At 42.8% G+C, this 14235-nt stretch carries 16 protein-coding genes; 3 read left to right on the top strand and 13 right to left on the bottom strand.

Annotated elements, in window-relative coordinates; translation table 11 throughout:
- Positions 1 to 160: 160 nt before the first annotated feature.
- A complete protein-coding gene (locus M301_RS12050; protein ID WP_013149061.1) occupies positions 161 to 577 on the bottom strand; it encodes a DciA family protein in 417 nt (138 codons plus the stop codon).
- 44 nt (positions 578 to 621) lie between these two features.
- On the opposite strand from M301_RS12050, the gene M301_RS12045 reads away from it, so the two are divergent.
- The 3 genes from M301_RS12045 to M301_RS12035 all read left to right on the top strand — a co-directional run bounded on the left by M301_RS12045 (position 622) and on the right by M301_RS12035 (position 4652).
- Positions 622 to 1551 carry a M23 family metallopeptidase gene (locus M301_RS12045; RefSeq protein WP_013149060.1) on the top strand — a complete coding sequence of 310 codons (930 nt, stop codon included), beginning with the start codon at positions 622 to 624 and terminating at the stop codon, positions 1549 to 1551.
- A 154-nt stretch (positions 1552 to 1705) separates the two neighbouring features.
- Positions 1706 to 4429, top strand: a complete 2724-nt coding sequence (secA, locus tag M301_RS12040; RefSeq protein ID WP_013149059.1) for a preprotein translocase subunit SecA — start codon at positions 1706 to 1708, stop codon at positions 4427 to 4429.
- A 25-nt stretch (positions 4430 to 4454) separates the two neighbouring features.
- A complete protein-coding gene (locus tag M301_RS12035; protein ID WP_013149058.1) occupies positions 4455 to 4652 on the top strand; it encodes a DUF1289 domain-containing protein in 198 nt (65 codons plus the stop codon).
- A gap of 32 nt (positions 4653 to 4684) precedes the next feature.
- Here the strand turns inward: M301_RS12035 and M301_RS12030 are convergent, their stop codons facing one another.
- The 12 genes from M301_RS12030 to rsxC are packed head-to-tail and all read right to left on the bottom strand — an operon-like array spanning position 4685 to position 14214.
- On the bottom strand, positions 4685 to 5443 hold the full coding sequence (locus M301_RS12030) for an HvfC family RiPP maturation protein (protein ID WP_013149057.1): 759 nt from the start codon (positions 5441 to 5443) through the stop codon (positions 4685 to 4687).
- Positions 5444 to 5449: 6 nt separating this feature from the next.
- Entirely contained in the window at positions 5450 to 6349 is a 900-nt protein-coding gene (locus M301_RS12025; protein ID WP_013149056.1) for an HvfB family MNIO-type RiPP peptide maturase, read from the bottom strand.
- Between the two features lie 51 nt (positions 6350 to 6400).
- On the bottom strand, positions 6401 to 6781 hold the full coding sequence (locus M301_RS12020) for a hypothetical protein (RefSeq protein ID WP_013149055.1): 381 nt from the start codon (positions 6779 to 6781) through the stop codon (positions 6401 to 6403).
- Positions 6782 to 6825: 44 nt separating this feature from the next.
- Positions 6826 to 7086: a zf-HC2 domain-containing protein gene (locus tag M301_RS12015; protein WP_013149054.1), complete on the bottom strand. Its 261-nt coding sequence runs from the start codon at positions 7084 to 7086 to the stop codon at positions 6826 to 6828.
- A gap of 18 nt (positions 7087 to 7104) precedes the next feature.
- A complete protein-coding gene (locus M301_RS12010) occupies positions 7105 to 7662 on the bottom strand; it encodes a sigma-70 family RNA polymerase sigma factor (protein WP_013149053.1) in 558 nt (185 codons plus the stop codon).
- Positions 7662 to 8102 (bottom strand): DUF1841 family protein, encoded by a 441-nt coding sequence (locus M301_RS12005; RefSeq protein WP_013149052.1) that lies wholly within the window; start codon positions 8100 to 8102, stop codon positions 7662 to 7664. The genes M301_RS12010 and M301_RS12005 overlap by 1 nt, the downstream gene beginning before the upstream one ends.
- Before the next feature lie 26 nt (positions 8103 to 8128).
- Entirely contained in the window at positions 8129 to 9217 is a 1089-nt protein-coding gene (locus M301_RS12000) for an FIST C-terminal domain-containing protein (protein ID WP_013149051.1), read from the bottom strand.
- A 2-nt stretch (positions 9218 to 9219) separates the two neighbouring features.
- The gene (gene nth, locus M301_RS11995; RefSeq protein ID WP_013149050.1) at positions 9220 to 9879 is read right to left on the bottom strand and encodes an endonuclease III; all 660 of its coding nucleotides are present in this window, start codon (positions 9877 to 9879) and stop codon (positions 9220 to 9222) included.
- Positions 9880 to 9900: 21 nt separating this feature from the next.
- Complete coding sequence (locus tag M301_RS11990) at positions 9901 to 10581, bottom strand: electron transport complex subunit E (RefSeq protein WP_013149049.1); 681 nt, start codon at positions 10579 to 10581, stop codon at positions 9901 to 9903.
- A gap of 9 nt (positions 10582 to 10590) precedes the next feature.
- A complete protein-coding gene (gene rsxG, locus M301_RS11985) occupies positions 10591 to 11238 on the bottom strand; it encodes an electron transport complex subunit RsxG (protein ID WP_013149048.1) in 648 nt (215 codons plus the stop codon).
- 1 nt (position 11239) lies between these two features.
- A complete protein-coding gene (rsxD, locus tag M301_RS11980) occupies positions 11240 to 12259 on the bottom strand; it encodes an electron transport complex subunit RsxD (RefSeq protein WP_013149047.1) in 1020 nt (339 codons plus the stop codon).
- A 32-nt stretch (positions 12260 to 12291) separates the two neighbouring features.
- Positions 12292 to 14214: an electron transport complex subunit RsxC gene (gene rsxC / locus M301_RS11975; protein WP_013149046.1), complete on the bottom strand. Its 1923-nt coding sequence runs from the start codon at positions 14212 to 14214 to the stop codon at positions 12292 to 12294.
- Positions 14215 to 14235 lie beyond the last annotated feature (21 nt).

Here is a 14235-nt window from a genome sequence, read left to right as displayed (position 1 = left end):
TGATGCTGCAAGTTACTTTAATAATGTAAATAATTTGTAACAACGGTTCATTATTGCACTATTAAGCGCGGCTAACAACCTATAGATTTATTGGCGATTTTTGACTATTTAACGATAGGAAAGAGGTGGGCGAAACTCTAGAAACAGTGTGATTTATATTTCACTTAGCTTTTGTAGCTAATCTAGCCAGTGCGTCACCAAGCGGGGTGCCTGATAGTTTTTCTGACAGTTGATTTAGCTCTGTTGCTGCATGCGAACTGAGCTTTTTAATGCGTTTTGCTTTAGCTGGCGGGGTAGATTTTACTTGCACTTTCACCTGAATTGAAGTAACTTCACACCCTTGGTTTTCTAGCTTAATCAATAAGCTAGGTATAAAAAGTTTAATTTTTGCAGCGACTGCATTATTGTCAGCAAATAAATTAAGTTGTTTATTTTTAATACTGCTTGCATGGCTAAATTGTGCCAAATTATCAGGCGCAACTGCTTTCCAGATTTCTTGTGCGGCTTGAGCTTCTAAGTTGCGCGCATTTAATGCAATCAGCTCGGGTTGTTTAAGCAGAGAGTTAAACTGGCGCATGATGATGGTCAGTACGAATAACTGGAGTGGTGATTAGGGCTGCTATGAATATCATTTTTGTCTCAAATAACATGGCGAAAGCAAAAACGCTATCAACGCTACAAGTGTGCCTGATAGCGCTGTTACTGATATCGTTACCAGTAGTCATCATGCTATTCCTGATTGTGCCACAGGAGTCTACAACGCAACAAGGGGATAAATCATTGATCCCTTCAAAACTTAAACAAGCATTCGGTATTAATAACCCACAAAAACATTTAGATGCCTACGCGCTGCAACTGGGTGAGTTGCAGGCACGTATTATGCGCTTAGATGCACAAAGCGAGCGTCTGGCTAAGTTGGCTGGTGAGAAAAAGCCTGCGTCAGAAAAAATAACGCCTGTGAGTCCTGAGCTCGGCGCCAATGCAAGTAAGGCTGATCCAGCTGGCCGCGGCGGGCCATTGGTGCTTAATGCGCCAATTACCGAGTTAGACTTACAGCAAAAAATCACTGAAACCATGGCTAAAATTGATTTTGATACTGATTATTTAAGCGATATAGAAGCAAAGTTATTGCAGCAAGGGGTGTTGAAAGATATGTTACCTAATAGTAGCCCTATCAATGCTGCATTTAACTCGTCAAGCTATGGCTGGCGTATTGACCCATTCAATGGCAATAAAGCCTTTCATGAAGGCTTAGATTTCTCTGCGACTGAAGGCACGCCAATCTATGCGGCAGCTGGTGGCATAGTCACAACCGCAGAACGTACACCGGATTATGGTAATATTGTAAAAGTTGATCATGGGTCTGGTTTAGAAACACGCTATGCGCATGCATCAAAACTGATGGTTAAAGTTGGTGATCGTGTAGAAAAAGGTCAAGTGGTAGCATTGGTAGGCAGTACAGGGCGCTCTACAGGGGCGCATTTGCATTATGAAATCAGGTTAAATGGTAATGCATTGGACCCAAGAAAATATCTTAAAGCTAGCAATTGAATTTATAGGAATAAGCCCCATATATGACGCAACTAACCGTTAAGAAATATACTAAAATCTAAAATAAAGAACTTTGCACTTCGTGGTGCAGCTTATAAAAACTAACCTTCATTAAAAAAGCATTTATCCTCTCAAGCCGAAAGTCACTCATTTCATGATATCTACGTTGTTCAAAAAATTATTTGGTAGCCGTAACGACAGGTTGGTTAAGCAATACGCGCAAAAAGTACAGCAAATTAACGCGTTAGAGCCAGCGATGCAGGCCTTATCAGATGAGGCGTTAAGAGCTAAAACTGAGGAATTCAAACAACGTTTCAAGAATGGGGAAACCTTAGACCAATTGATGCCAGAAGCTTTTGCCGTGGTACGCGAAGGTGGTAAACGTGCGTTGGGTATGCGTCATTTTGATGTGCAAATGATAGGCGGCATGGTGCTTAATGCCGGTAAAATCGGCGAGATGCGTACAGGTGAAGGTAAAACTTTATGTGCAACCTTGCCGGTTTACCTTAATGCATTAGCTGGCAAGGGCGTTCATGTAGTGACGGTGAATGACTATCTGGCTAAACGCGATGCTGAGTGGATGGGTAAGCTTTATAACTTTTTAGGCCTTTCAATCGGCATTAACTTATCGCAAATGCCTACAGACTTAAAACGCCAAGCTTATGCAGCTGATATTACTTATGGTACTAATAATGAATACGGCTTTGATTATCTGCGCGATAACATGGTGCACAGAAGCGAAGATCGCGTTCAGCGCGGTTTAAGTTATGCGCTGATTGATGAGGTCGACTCGATTTTAATCGATGAAGCACGCACGCCTTTGATTATTTCTGGCCAAGCAGATGACAGTATTGCGCTTTACAATCAAATCAATGTAGTTGCTGCCAAGTTAGTTGCACAAACTGAGGAAGAAGGCGCTGGCGATTTCTGGGTTGATGAAAAAGGCCAAAATGTCGTCATGTCTGAAGAAGGCCATGAACATGCCGAAAACCTGCTGACAGAAGCTGGCTTGCTGGCTGAAGGCTCAAGTTTATATGAAGCCTCTAATATTACTTTGGTACATCATTTATACGCATCGCTACGTGCTCGCAACCTTTACCACAGAGATCAGCATTATGTAGTCCGTGATGGTGAAATCACGATTGTGGATGAGATCAATGGCCGTATGATGCCGGGTCGTCGCTGGTCAGATGGCTTGCATCAAGCTGTTGAGGCTAAAGAAGGTGTTGAGATTCAAAAAGAAAATCAAACGCTTGCTTCAATCACATTCCAAAACTACTTCCGTATGTATGCCAAACTTTCTGGTATGACGGGTACTGCAGATACTGAAGCTTATGAATTCAATCAGATTTATGCGCTAGAAACAGTTGTGATTCCAACGCATCGTCCTATGTTGCGTAAAGACAATATGGATAAAGTGTATCGTACAGCGCATGAAAAATATGCTGCGGTCATTTTAGATATTAAAGACTGTCAAAGCCGCGGTCAGCCAGTGTTAGTGGGTACAACTTCTATTGAAAACTCAGAGCTGATTTCTAAGTTATTGAACGCTGAAAAACTAGAACATCAAGTTTTAAATGCGAAACAACATGAGCGTGAGGCGCATATTATTGCCCAAGCGGGTCGTGCTGGTGTGATTACCATTGCTACCAATATGGCTGGTCGCGGTACAGATATTGTTTTAGGTGGTAACCCAGAGACTGATATTGAGGCGGTTAAACACGATGCCGCACTCAGTGATGCTGAAAAGGAAATTAGAATTGCGGCACTGAAAGCTGAATGGCAGCAACGCCATGATGCTGTATTGGCGGCAGGTGGCTTGCATATTGCAGGTACGGAGAGACACGAGTCACGCCGTGTAGATAATCAGTTACGTGGTCGTTCTGGTCGTCAGGGTGATGCTGGTTCTAGTCGTTTCTATCTATCACTAGAAGATCAGCTACTACGTATTTTCGCATCTGATCGTGTTTCAGCGATTATGGAAAAACTGAATATGCCTGATGGCGAGGCTATTGAGCATCCATGGGTGACACGTGCAATTGAAAATGCGCAGCGTAAAGTTGAAGGTCGTAACTTTGATATTCGTAAACAATTGCTTGAGTATGATGATGTAGCAAATGACCAGCGTAAAGTGATTTACGAGCAGCGAAACGAATTGTTAGAAGCAGCTGACGTTGCAGACACTATTAAAGCGATGCGTGAAGATGTGCTTACCAGCATGATTGCAACACACATTCCACCAAACAGTGTTGAAGAACAATGGGATATACCAAGTTTAGAGCGCGAGCTAAAAGCCGAAGCAAATCTAGATATTCCTTTGCAAAAAATGCTGGAAGAAAATCCAGATTTGCATGAAGAAACCTTGCGCGAGCGTGTGATTGATACAGCTAATAGCGCTTACGTTGAGAAAGAGCAACAAGCCAGTCCTGATGTGATGCGTCAGTTTGAGCGTTCTGTGATGTTACAAAGTTTAGATAACCATTGGCGTGAACACTTGGCAGCATTAGACCATTTACGCCAAGGTATTCATTTGCGCTCATACGCACAAAAAAATCCTAAGCAAGAATATAAACGTGAAGCGTTTGAGTTGTTTGAAGGCTTGCTGAATACCGTGAAAAGCGAAGTTACCAAAGTGACTATGCTCGTTCAGGTAAAAACTGAGGCAGATGTTGAAGCGGTTGAAAAACCAGTGGAATTGGAAAATGTGCATTATCAACATGCTGATTATGACGAAGCATTAGCAAATCCAGATAATTCTGAAGCGCTGTTAGCAAGTGGCCAGCCTGTCATACGTGATGGTGTAAAAGTCGGCCGTAATGATCCATGTCCATGCGGCTCTGGCAAGAAGTATAAACAATGCCATGGCGTATTAAGTTAGTCACCTAAAGAAGAGCGTTAATTTTATGTCTGAAAACATACAAACAGAAGTTAAATCACCATGCATTGGTGTTTGTGCAATGAATGACGAGAGTGGTTTCTGTCATGGCTGCTACCGCACTATTGATGAAATTAAAGCGTGGTGGGATATGGGACAAGATGCGCAAAAAGACTTGCTGGTCACTTTGGAAGAACGGCAGTTGCAGCAAGTGAGTTTTGATTAGTCACAGGCTTAAATTCTCGTTCAACACAAATTTCAGTACACGCCAAGAATCACGCCTTGGCTTCTCAAGTCTTCTAATATAGCTAACCCAAACTGAATGATACTTTCAGTTTGTGGTTGATTTATCTCTTTTGCAAGCATAGTAAGTGCTTGCTCACAGTTCAGTCTACCTTGTTTTAGAATTTCAATTAACCGATATGTAACGGTGTTGAGTTCTATAAACTTCACTTCAAACTCCGCATTTCTATAAACTAAAAGTTGTGTATTCACTTTCTCTTTCGGTTTGTAACGAGGTGATATTTTTTGCACCGCATATTCGTAATTAAGTAACAGCATAGTGTGCGCAAATGCAGGTTGATTCATACGTAAATCACCTATAGCATTAATGTCAGGCTTATTTACTTCATCCGCCATGGTTGAAGCTAGCAATTCAACCCATTCGTAATGACAAAGGCTTGTTAGATAAGGCGGAAGATTTTCCGGTGTAAGTGTATTAATGTTAGATAAGTAAACAAGAAACTCTTCAGGAATCTTTCTGAAAATTGGCGTCGATGAAGAGTGCTCACGAAAGAAACCGCGTATTAGTTTGAGCCACACACGCTTGCCGATGACTTTTTGTGCAACTGGAAAACAAGCAGATACTGATTCAAATAAATTATTGAATACAATTTCTTTGTACACATCCATACCCTTGGTCTTTACATTCTTCGGCCTAGGTTGATTGTGCGGATTGCGGATATATGCGGTGAACGCTTGCTGATACTGCTGAAAACTAGGTATTTCCTGAGTCATTTCTAGTTATGTTTTAGCAAGCTGTTGAAAATCAGCGATTTTGTTAACTTCACGCATCAACACTGACAAGGGCGGTATGTTATTGTCCCGCTCTAAACAGGTCGGAAATGCGCCAAACAATTGGTACGCTTCTTCAAGTAAGGCCCATACGGGGTCTATTACATCGGCGCCGTGGGTATCGATCAGTAAGTCTGGTGCTTGCTGATAATGCCCCGCCATGTGCGCGTAAACGATACGTTCACCTGGAATACCTCGTAAAAACTCTTGCGCTATTTTGATTGGATCAGCTTTTAGTCCATCGCTCAGAACATGGCCAAAATTAACGCTATTCACGTAAATATTGTTAATGTCTAAATGCAATAAGCAGTCTGCTTCAATCAATACAGCTTTAATGAAGGTTAGTTCGTCCATGCTAGAGATTGGCGCTTGCACATAAAAAGAAGCATTTTCTATTGCAATGCGCTGCCCAAGAATGTCCTGAGTTTGGCGTATGCGTTTAGCGACATAGTGCACCGCTTCTTCAGTGAAAGGGATTGGTAACAGATCATACAGATAGCCTTGTTGGCCTTTGTAGCCATCGGTTGAGTAGCTTAAATGTTCGGTATAGAGTGGAATTTGGTATTGCTGTAGAAATTGCTTCACTTGGTTTAAGAAGTTTGTGTCTAGTGGCGCAAGGCCGCCAAGTGAAAGGCATAAGCCATGGCAAACAATAGGGTAGCGTTTAGCAAACCAATCAAGTTGTTTTGCAGCTTTACCGCCAATCTCAATCCAGTTTTCTGGCGCAATTTCAACGAAATTTAGATTGGCAATTATATTATCACCATAGGCGGCTTGGATTTGAGGAATAAGCTCACGCTTTAGCCCCAAACCCACACCGTTAATTCTGCTGCCTGTTTGATTAAACATAACTATATTAACTGCTAAAACAGTGATGTTTCATCAGATAACGCATCAATATTATTTAGCTTTGTTTTTCATCTCAGCACTGCAGTTACCATCTTTCATTTTCTCGGCGCTGCATGAACCCTCTTTTGCTTTTTCTGCAGAAGCTTTCATTTCAGCACTACAATTTCCATCTTTCATCTTTTCAGCACTGCATGAGCCTTCTTTCGCTTTTTCAGCTTCAGCTTTTTTCATCGCTGCTTTTTTGTTTGCGCCACATTTACCAGTACTGCATTTACCGTCTTTCATTTTGGTATCGGCATCAGCCACTTGATAGCCAGATGATAGTGATTTTGCGGCAAATGGATTTTGCGCTGCTGCCATTGAGGTAGTTGCGATTGATAGAGCGAATGCGCCGCTAAGTGCAAGAGCGATGGTTTTTTGTGTGTTGTTCATGATAAATCCTTTAAAAAGTTAAATGATAGAACTTAAGTTAGCGTTTAATGTTGATTAGAATCAATCGCCTGATTAATTCGGGCTTTCGCATCTACAGTAAGTTGTATAGTGTCGTCATTTTCAGTTTCAAGTTTCATGCGCTGGATTGCATTTTTAATTAAACGTAATTGTTGATTAAAGTGCGTACAAGCATCACAAATAAAAAGATGAAACTTCAATTTCATGCGGTCTGACCATGACAATGGGGTGTCTAATGACTGCGAGATAATCTGGCTGGCTTGTTTACAGGTAAGCATTAGTTTCATTTTATGGTATCCATCTCACTAACCAGCAATCCAGTTTATTTCCAGACATTTTCTTAACCCCATTCGAGCTCTATACAACATCACCCAAGCATTGGTCGCGGTAATATCAAGTTCCTTACAGATATTTTCATTTTCTACTTCATGTACATCGCGCATCATAAAAATGGCGGCTAATTTAGCTGGCAGCTTGTCCATACAGCCGCTTAAAATACTAAGAAACTGTTTTTGCTCAAGGGCATTTTCGGGCATGTCTAGTGTTTGGGGTTTATCCAGCCAATGACCAGTCTTGTCGAAAAAATCATCCATGCTGGTGTCTGATGCATCTAAATCGATTAAATCAGAAAGAGGTTGTTCGCGAATTTGTTTGCGTTGTAAATCAATGATTTTATGTTTAAGTATGCCCGTTAACCAAGTTCTGGCGGAGGAGTCACCTTCAAAACTATCGCTTTTGATGGCGGCTAACATGGTTTCTTGAACCGCGTCTTCGGCTTGATGTGGGTCACGTAGCCTAGCTAAGGCAAAGCGATATAAATAATCGCCATGATCGTTTAGCCAGTCATTAACATTTGTATTCATTAAATTAAACCTGACCTTTGTTTTAGTAAGCTCAGATAATGTTCAGAATCTAAAGCTTGATTATTACGCTGTGATTGCCAGATAGTTTCAGCCAGGCAATCGATTAAATCATGATACGCAAGGTGGGTATCGTTATGTTGCTGATGTAATTTATCATAAATCTGCGTGATGCCTATAGGCTGGTTAATGCTAATTTGTTCTATCACGGATAAATGCAGAGTGATATGTAAAAATGGATTGGTTTCACCCATTTCGGGAAAGTATTGTTGGTGCATAAAACGCTCTGGCGAATCGAATACCAGATGATATTCAGGATGCATTTGTATGACTTCTACCGCGATTTTTTCTAAATCGGTCAGGCTTAAGTGTTGCTTGAATTTAGACCAAGCATCAAACAAAAATTGACGGGCTTGATCGCGGGTAGGGTTGTATAAGCTCATGGTGTATGTATGTTTGGTAATTCAAATTAAGTGGTGGAGATTTCTGCAAACAAACTAAGCACTGCTGAGTATGGCAGCAATTGATTCTTACCCGCAATATTTGCAATTTCACCATTGCCATAGAATCCAATTAAAGGCATATTTGGCAGTTGCTGAGCGATGATTTTTAAGTCGTGGTCAATGCCATCATAAAAAGGGCCGCGTCCTAAACATGAGAACAATAGTCCAAAATCAGGGTTAGTGCCTAACTCTTGTTTTAATTGCTGAGTCGTTAGTAGCAAATCCGCTTCAGCAAACATTTGGTCGCGTAAACCCCAGCTTAAAAACTGCCCAACGTAAAGTGGCTGCGCTAAGGTAATGCGACCAGTACCTTCATCTATGCTGATTAAGTTCGTTTGGTTAAATTCACCATGGTTAATCGCTTCAGCACTATCGGCATAGACTGCCATCATTAAGTGCAGCGGAACTGGGGCATCGCTTTTGCTGTATATCTTCCAAGCCTTTTGTAAGGCGGCTAGCGGTGATTTATTGTTTAATAGAGCAATATCAAAATCATTTGTTTGCTGAATTTGTTTAGGCTTGGTAAGCATTTTAAAGCCATGTGAGGCTTTGGTGGCAAGTTTCACACCAGCAATGTACGCGTCTACTTTCCCTGTATTCCCACCTTTGGCATTTTGCCAGACAGAGAATGGCCCTTGTCCAACGGCATCACCAGATACGCCGCCATAACGTGCATTGCCGTCATTCAGCCAAGTGCTATTAATCGCATTTGGTGCGCTGATGGTTAATAAGACCTGGTCAGGCTGATGATGTTTTGCTGTTTGTATACTTACATCACCCCCAAACACCATGACAGCAGCGGCTGGAGAATCTAACACCCAGTCTTCTTCGGTAAATATACCTGTAGCTGAGCAGCCAAATACCTGAGTGCAGTTGGCGGCTTTTGCTGCGGCAGTAATCGCTGGTTGCGGGTCATCTGCAAATTCAGAAGTAAGGAGTAGCAGTACGCTTGATGCAACAGTAATATCTGCCTTTAACATTGCGATTGCAACGGCTTCAGCAACCAAGGTAGGGCTAGCTTTCTTACCGAGGACTAGGCTAGTGGCAATTTTCATGACTAGCTATGAGATATGGCGGGAAAAGCGGCGTATTCTTTGGCACCGTATTCACATAAGTCTTGAATGCAGCATTCGCCGCATTTTGGTTTACGTGCGGTGCAAACATAGCGCCCATGTAAGATGAGTAAATGATGCGCATCTTGCATAAATTCTTTGGGTATCGTTTTTAGGTATTTCATTTCAACTTCTAAAACAGTTTTACCTGTTGCAAGTTTAATGCGATTGCCTAGTCTGAATAAATGCGTATCTACCGCAATCGTCGGTTCACCAAATGCTGTATTTAGAATGACATTGGCTGTTTTGCGACCAACGCCCGGCAAAGCTTCTAAGGCTTTGCGTGTATTAGGCACTTGCGAATCATGCTGTGTAATGAGCATTTGGCAGGTGGCGAGTACGTTCTTTGCTTTCGCGTGATATAAGCCTATGGTTTTAATGTAACGCTCTAGACCCTCTATACCTAAGGCTAGAATACTTTCTGGCGTATTGGCGACAGCAAATAGCTTATCAGTGGCAAGATTTACGCCCTTATCCGTTGCCTGAGCCGATAAAATCACCGCAATCAACAGTTCAAACGTACTGTTATGCTTGAGTTCTGTTGATGGGTTGGGAATAGCTATACTTAAGCGTTTGAAGATTTCAAAGCGTTTTTGCTCATTCATGAATGTTAATGACCATCAATATCAATGACTCAGCGCAGGTTTTAGATTTGGCGTAGGCGTACTGATTTTGGCAGCCTTTCTAATTTCTATCCAATTACGAAGCGCAATGAGTGTTCCTAAGCCTAAAAATGCACCAGGAGGTAATACTGCTAATAAAAAGCCATGGTAGTCAGGGATAGTGTAAAGCTGCTTAGGCATGCTGCTAAATACTAAATCTAGACCTGATAATACAGTGCCCTTGCCCACAAACTCACGCATAGCGCCTAATAAACCAAGCACCAAAGTTAAGCCCAAGCCCATCATAAAGCCATCTAGCATCGAGTGTACTGGTGAGTTCTTAGCGGCAAATGATTCTACTCGAGCTAGTACGATACAGTTCACCACAATGAGTGGAATAAAGATGCCTAGTACTTTGTGCAGAGAGTGCGCGAAGCCGTTAATCGCTAAATCAATCACTGTCACCAGCGCTGCAATCACCAAAATAAATACAGGCACGCGGATTTCGTTAGGTACAAATTTACGTACAGGTGACACAGAACCATTGGCAGCAGCCATCACTAATGCAGTAGCAAAGCCTAAGCTTAAGCCATTCACCGCCGTGGTGGTGACAGCTAAAGTTGGACACAAGCCTAACAGCTGAACCACGCCAGTGTTTTGCTTCCATAGTCCATTGATGGTAATTTCTTTATAGAGGTTGCTCATGGCTAATCCTTACTGACCTTTAGATTCAACTTTTGCAACTGCAAAAAGTGTCGTTTTATTGGCATCATAAAACTGCAATGCCTTAAAAACTGCTTTCACTACTGCACGCGGTGTGATGGTTGCACCGACCATATAATCAAATTTACCACCATCTTTTTTTACTTTCCATTGTGTGGCTGCTGTCTTATTGACCGATTCGTCATTAAATAGTTTTATCCAGTTACCGCGTGCGATATCAATATAATCACCTAGCCCGGGTGTTTCTTTATGCGCTAGCACACGCACGCCACTAATTGATCCATCTGCACGAATCGCAATGAGTAATTTGATGTCACCGCTGTAACCATCGTGCGCAATCGCTTCTAATATCACACCAGCAGTTTTGTTATTGAGTTTTGCGATGTTGGCCAATGTAGGTTGGCGATTACCTAATTGTTCATTAGGCGCAATTTCAACAGTATCCTTTAGCAAATCATTGTCGTAGGTGCTTTCAGGCAATATTTCTTTAAATAATGCTAAACGAGCCTCTTTTTCACTGGCTTCGATAGGCGCACGAGTGATGTCAAACACGTAGGCAAGCATCGCAGTACCAACAAAGGCAAATGCTACCAGCGTTATTGCGGTTTTTATTGCATGTTTAAAGATGGTTTCTTGCATACTATTTCTTATGACCAAAGACGCGAGGTTGTGTGAGCGCATCAATGAGTGGCACACACATATTCATTAATAAGACTGCAAATGCCACGCCATCTGGGTAGCCACCATATACGCGTATTAAATAAGTAAGTACGCCAACACCTGCTGCAAAGTAAAGTTTGCCGCGAGGCGTTGTGGGGCCACTGACCGGGTCGGTAATTATGAAGAATGCGCATAGCATCGATGCGCCACTCATTAAATGAAATAACGGGTTTGCGTAGTGTGCAGGGTTGATGGCGTAAAACGTAAATGAAATTGCCGCTAAAGCCGCTAAAAATGCCGTTGGTAAGTGCCAACTAATAATGCGTTGCTGTATTAAATAAAAGCCGCCAAGTAGATAAGCGCCAGTGACAATTTCGCCACCTTTAGCGCCAAATTGCCCAAATATAGGCGCTTCTGTAATGCTTGCTACTTCGTGTTTGAGCATCAATTGCGTTTTTAAGTAATCGAGCGGTGTGGCTGAAGTAATGGCGTCGACTTTAATATCATTCGGCAGCACGTGGCTAAAAATAAAATTTAATTGTTCCATAAAGCTAAGTGGATGTTCTGCCAATAACAATGGTGCTGGCCACTTAGTCATAATCAGCGGGAAAGAAATCAGCAATACTGCATAACCGACCATTGCTGGGTTAAACGGGTTGTAGCCCAAGCCACCATAAAGTTGTTTTGCGATAACAATGGCAAAAAATGTACCCACCACCACTAACCACCAAGGCGCCAATGGCGGTAGTGCCAATGCCAGTAACCATGCTGTGACGACAGCACTCATGTCCATTAAATAGGGTTTGATTGGGCGTTGGCGGATTTTAAGTAATAGGGCTTCTGCAGCCAAAGCCGTTGTAGTTGCAATTATCAGCGACACTAAAATGCCGCCACCGTAAATCCATGTGTACGCGATAATGCCAGGCACCAGCGCCAGCAGCACTTTGAGCATAATAACGCTGACGGTTGGGGCGTCGGTAATGTAGGGTGAGCGGTTCAAATGGTTATTCCTATTGATTCAGGCTTTTTGGGTTATTCAGGCTTTTTGTTTTCTGTAGCTAGTTTTACTTTTTCGCGTAACGCATCCGTTTCATTAATTTCTGCCTGGACTGCTGCGCTGACGTTTTCTACATTTTTTGGCGTCACACCAGCTTGTGCAGCTGCTAACTTTTGTGCTTTTGCACGCTCAATCGCAGCGGCGATAAGTGCTTGTTTATCTTGCTTTGCTTTTAACTCGGCGGCTTCCACTTCTGGCGTTTTAGCAATTTCAGTTGCCGCAACATTCTCTGTTGGTGACTCTGCTGCATTTGCCGAGGCTAATTTTTGTGCTTTAGCCCGTGCAATTGCTGCGGCAATCGCAGCTTGTTTATCGCTAGGTGCCAAAGTAGTCGTTTCAACATTAGGTGCAGTTTCTTGCTTTTCTGCGAGTTGTTCTTTAGTAGCTTCCGTAGCAGTTTCAGCAGGTTTAGCTTCTGCTTTGCCAGCTTGCGCACGTTCTGCATGTTTTTGCGCACGTTCTAATTTTTCACGTTCAATTCGCGCTAACCTAAAGTCATTACGTTCGCGCGCTAAATCGGCGGCCTCTTTGGCTTTATCCAAGGCGATAATTTCACTTTTTGCATAGCGATAATACTGCACCAATGGAATGTCGCTTGGGCACACATAGGTGCAGCAGCCACATTCTATGCAGTCAAATAAATGATAGTCGCGCGCTTTTTCAAAATTATCTGCTTTTGAAAACCAATACAGCTCTTGCGGTTGCAGGTTAACTGGGCAAGCATCAGCGCAACGTGCACAACGTATGCAGGGCATCGCTGGTGGTGGCGCTGCAAATAAATCTGGTGCGGCAGCAATAATGCAGTTTGCCGCTTTCGTAATTGGCACTTGCTCGTTAGGCAAATCAAAGCCCATCATTGGGCCGCCCATGATGTAGTGCGTAGTGTCCGCTTTAGCGCCGCCAGCTGCGGCTATTAATGATTGTAGCGGTGTGCCAAATAACACTTCAAAGTTCTGTGGCTTAACAACATTACCGGTCATCGTCACTATGCGGTTAATGGCTGGTTCGCCAAACTCAAAGTAGCGATAAACCGCGAGCACTGTAGCGATGTTAAAAACTTGTATGCCAACGTCAGTCGAGCGCTTGTCATTCGGAATTTCAATATCAAGTAACAGGTGAATCAAGCGTCGCGCATCGCCACTTGGGTAAAGCGTAGGGACGACTTTTACTTGCATCGCTTTATCGGCGCATGCTGTTGTCATTGCACTGGCTGCTTGAGGTTTATTGTCTTCAATACCTATGATGCATTTTTCTGCACCAAGCAAATGTTGTACGATTTCTATGCCTTTGATGACTTGGTCTGACCGCTCGCGCATCAGCATGTCATCGCAAGTGATATAAGGTTCGCACTCAGCTGCGTTAATTACTAAAGTATGTACGTTAGATTTGCCGTTGGTACGCAATTTAATGTGCGTAGGGAAAGTCGCGCCGCCTAAGCCAACAATGCCTGATGAGCGTAAGCTATCTACCAGCAGTTTTTTATCTGCATTTCGCCAGCCCGCTGGTTGTAATTGTGTCCAAGTATCTTTGCCATCGGGTGTTAGCGTGATGCACATATCAGGCAGACCTGATGGATGAGGAATGACTTGCTCACTAATCGCTGTAATCATGCCAGAAGTCGGTGCATGAATCGCCGCAGATACCGTGCCTTCTGGTTCGGCAAGCATCTGACCTTTTAGCACAGAGTCGCCTACCTGCACTAAAACTTTAGGGATATAACCTACATGCTGGCGCAACGGCAGTGTCAGCTTCTCAGGCATGGCAAGCTGGGCGATAGGCAGCGTGGTCGACTCTGCCTTGTGATCATGCGGATGCACGCCACCATTGAATTTAAAGACATCCTTATTGCTAGAGACGCCGCGAATTAAATTGCTCGCAAAGTTGATAATTGCATTCATGCTTAAGTTTTATTTATCTTG

This window comes from Methylotenera versatilis 301 (assembly GCF_000093025.1).
Classification (GTDB): Bacteria; Pseudomonadota; Gammaproteobacteria; order Burkholderiales; family Methylophilaceae; genus Methylotenera; species Methylotenera versatilis.
Note: the sequence above shows the minus strand (reverse complement) of the source record. Positions and strands in the feature narration are given on the sequence as shown.

Bases quoted from the DNA above. Each gene is read 5' to 3' on its own strand.
- M301_RS12030 (WP_013149057.1), bottom strand. From the start codon at position 5,443: ATGACTCAGGAAATACCTAGTTTTCAGCAGTATCAGCAAGCGTTCACC.
- M301_RS12020 (WP_013149055.1), bottom strand. From the start codon at position 6,781: ATGAACAACACACAAAAAACCATCGCTCTTGCACTTAGCGGCGCATTC.
- M301_RS12025 (WP_013149056.1), bottom strand. From the start codon at position 6,349: ATGTTTAATCAAACAGGCAGCAGAATTAACGGTGTGGGTTTGGGGCTA.
- M301_RS11990 (WP_013149049.1), bottom strand. From the start codon at position 10,581: ATGAGCAACCTCTATAAAGAAATTACCATCAATGGACTATGGAAGCAA.
- secA (WP_013149059.1), top strand. From the start codon at position 1,706: ATGATATCTACGTTGTTCAAAAAATTATTTGGTAGCCGTAACGACAGG.
- M301_RS12010 (WP_013149053.1), bottom strand. From the start codon at position 7,662: ATGAATACAAATGTTAATGACTGGCTAAACGATCATGGCGATTATTTA.
- rsxG (WP_013149048.1), bottom strand. From the start codon at position 11,238: ATGCAAGAAACCATCTTTAAACATGCAATAAAAACCGCAATAACGCTG.
- M301_RS12005 (WP_013149052.1), bottom strand. From the start codon at position 8,102: ATGAGCTTATACAACCCTACCCGCGATCAAGCCCGTCAATTTTTGTTT.
- rsxC (WP_013149046.1), bottom strand. From the start codon at position 14,214: ATGAATGCAATTATCAACTTTGCGAGCAATTTAATTCGCGGCGTCTCT.
- M301_RS12000 (WP_013149051.1), bottom strand. From the start codon at position 9,217: ATGAAAATTGCCACTAGCCTAGTCCTCGGTAAGAAAGCTAGCCCTACC.
- M301_RS12015 (WP_013149054.1), bottom strand. From the start codon at position 7,086: ATGAAACTAATGCTTACCTGTAAACAAGCCAGCCAGATTATCTCGCAG.
- nth (WP_013149050.1), bottom strand. From the start codon at position 9,879: ATGAATGAGCAAAAACGCTTTGAAATCTTCAAACGCTTAAGTATAGCT.
- M301_RS12045 (WP_013149060.1), top strand. From the start codon at position 622: ATGAATATCATTTTTGTCTCAAATAACATGGCGAAAGCAAAAACGCTA.
- M301_RS12050 (WP_013149061.1), bottom strand. From the start codon at position 577: ATGCGCCAGTTTAACTCTCTGCTTAAACAACCCGAGCTGATTGCATTA.
- M301_RS12035 (WP_013149058.1), top strand. From the start codon at position 4,455: ATGTCTGAAAACATACAAACAGAAGTTAAATCACCATGCATTGGTGTT.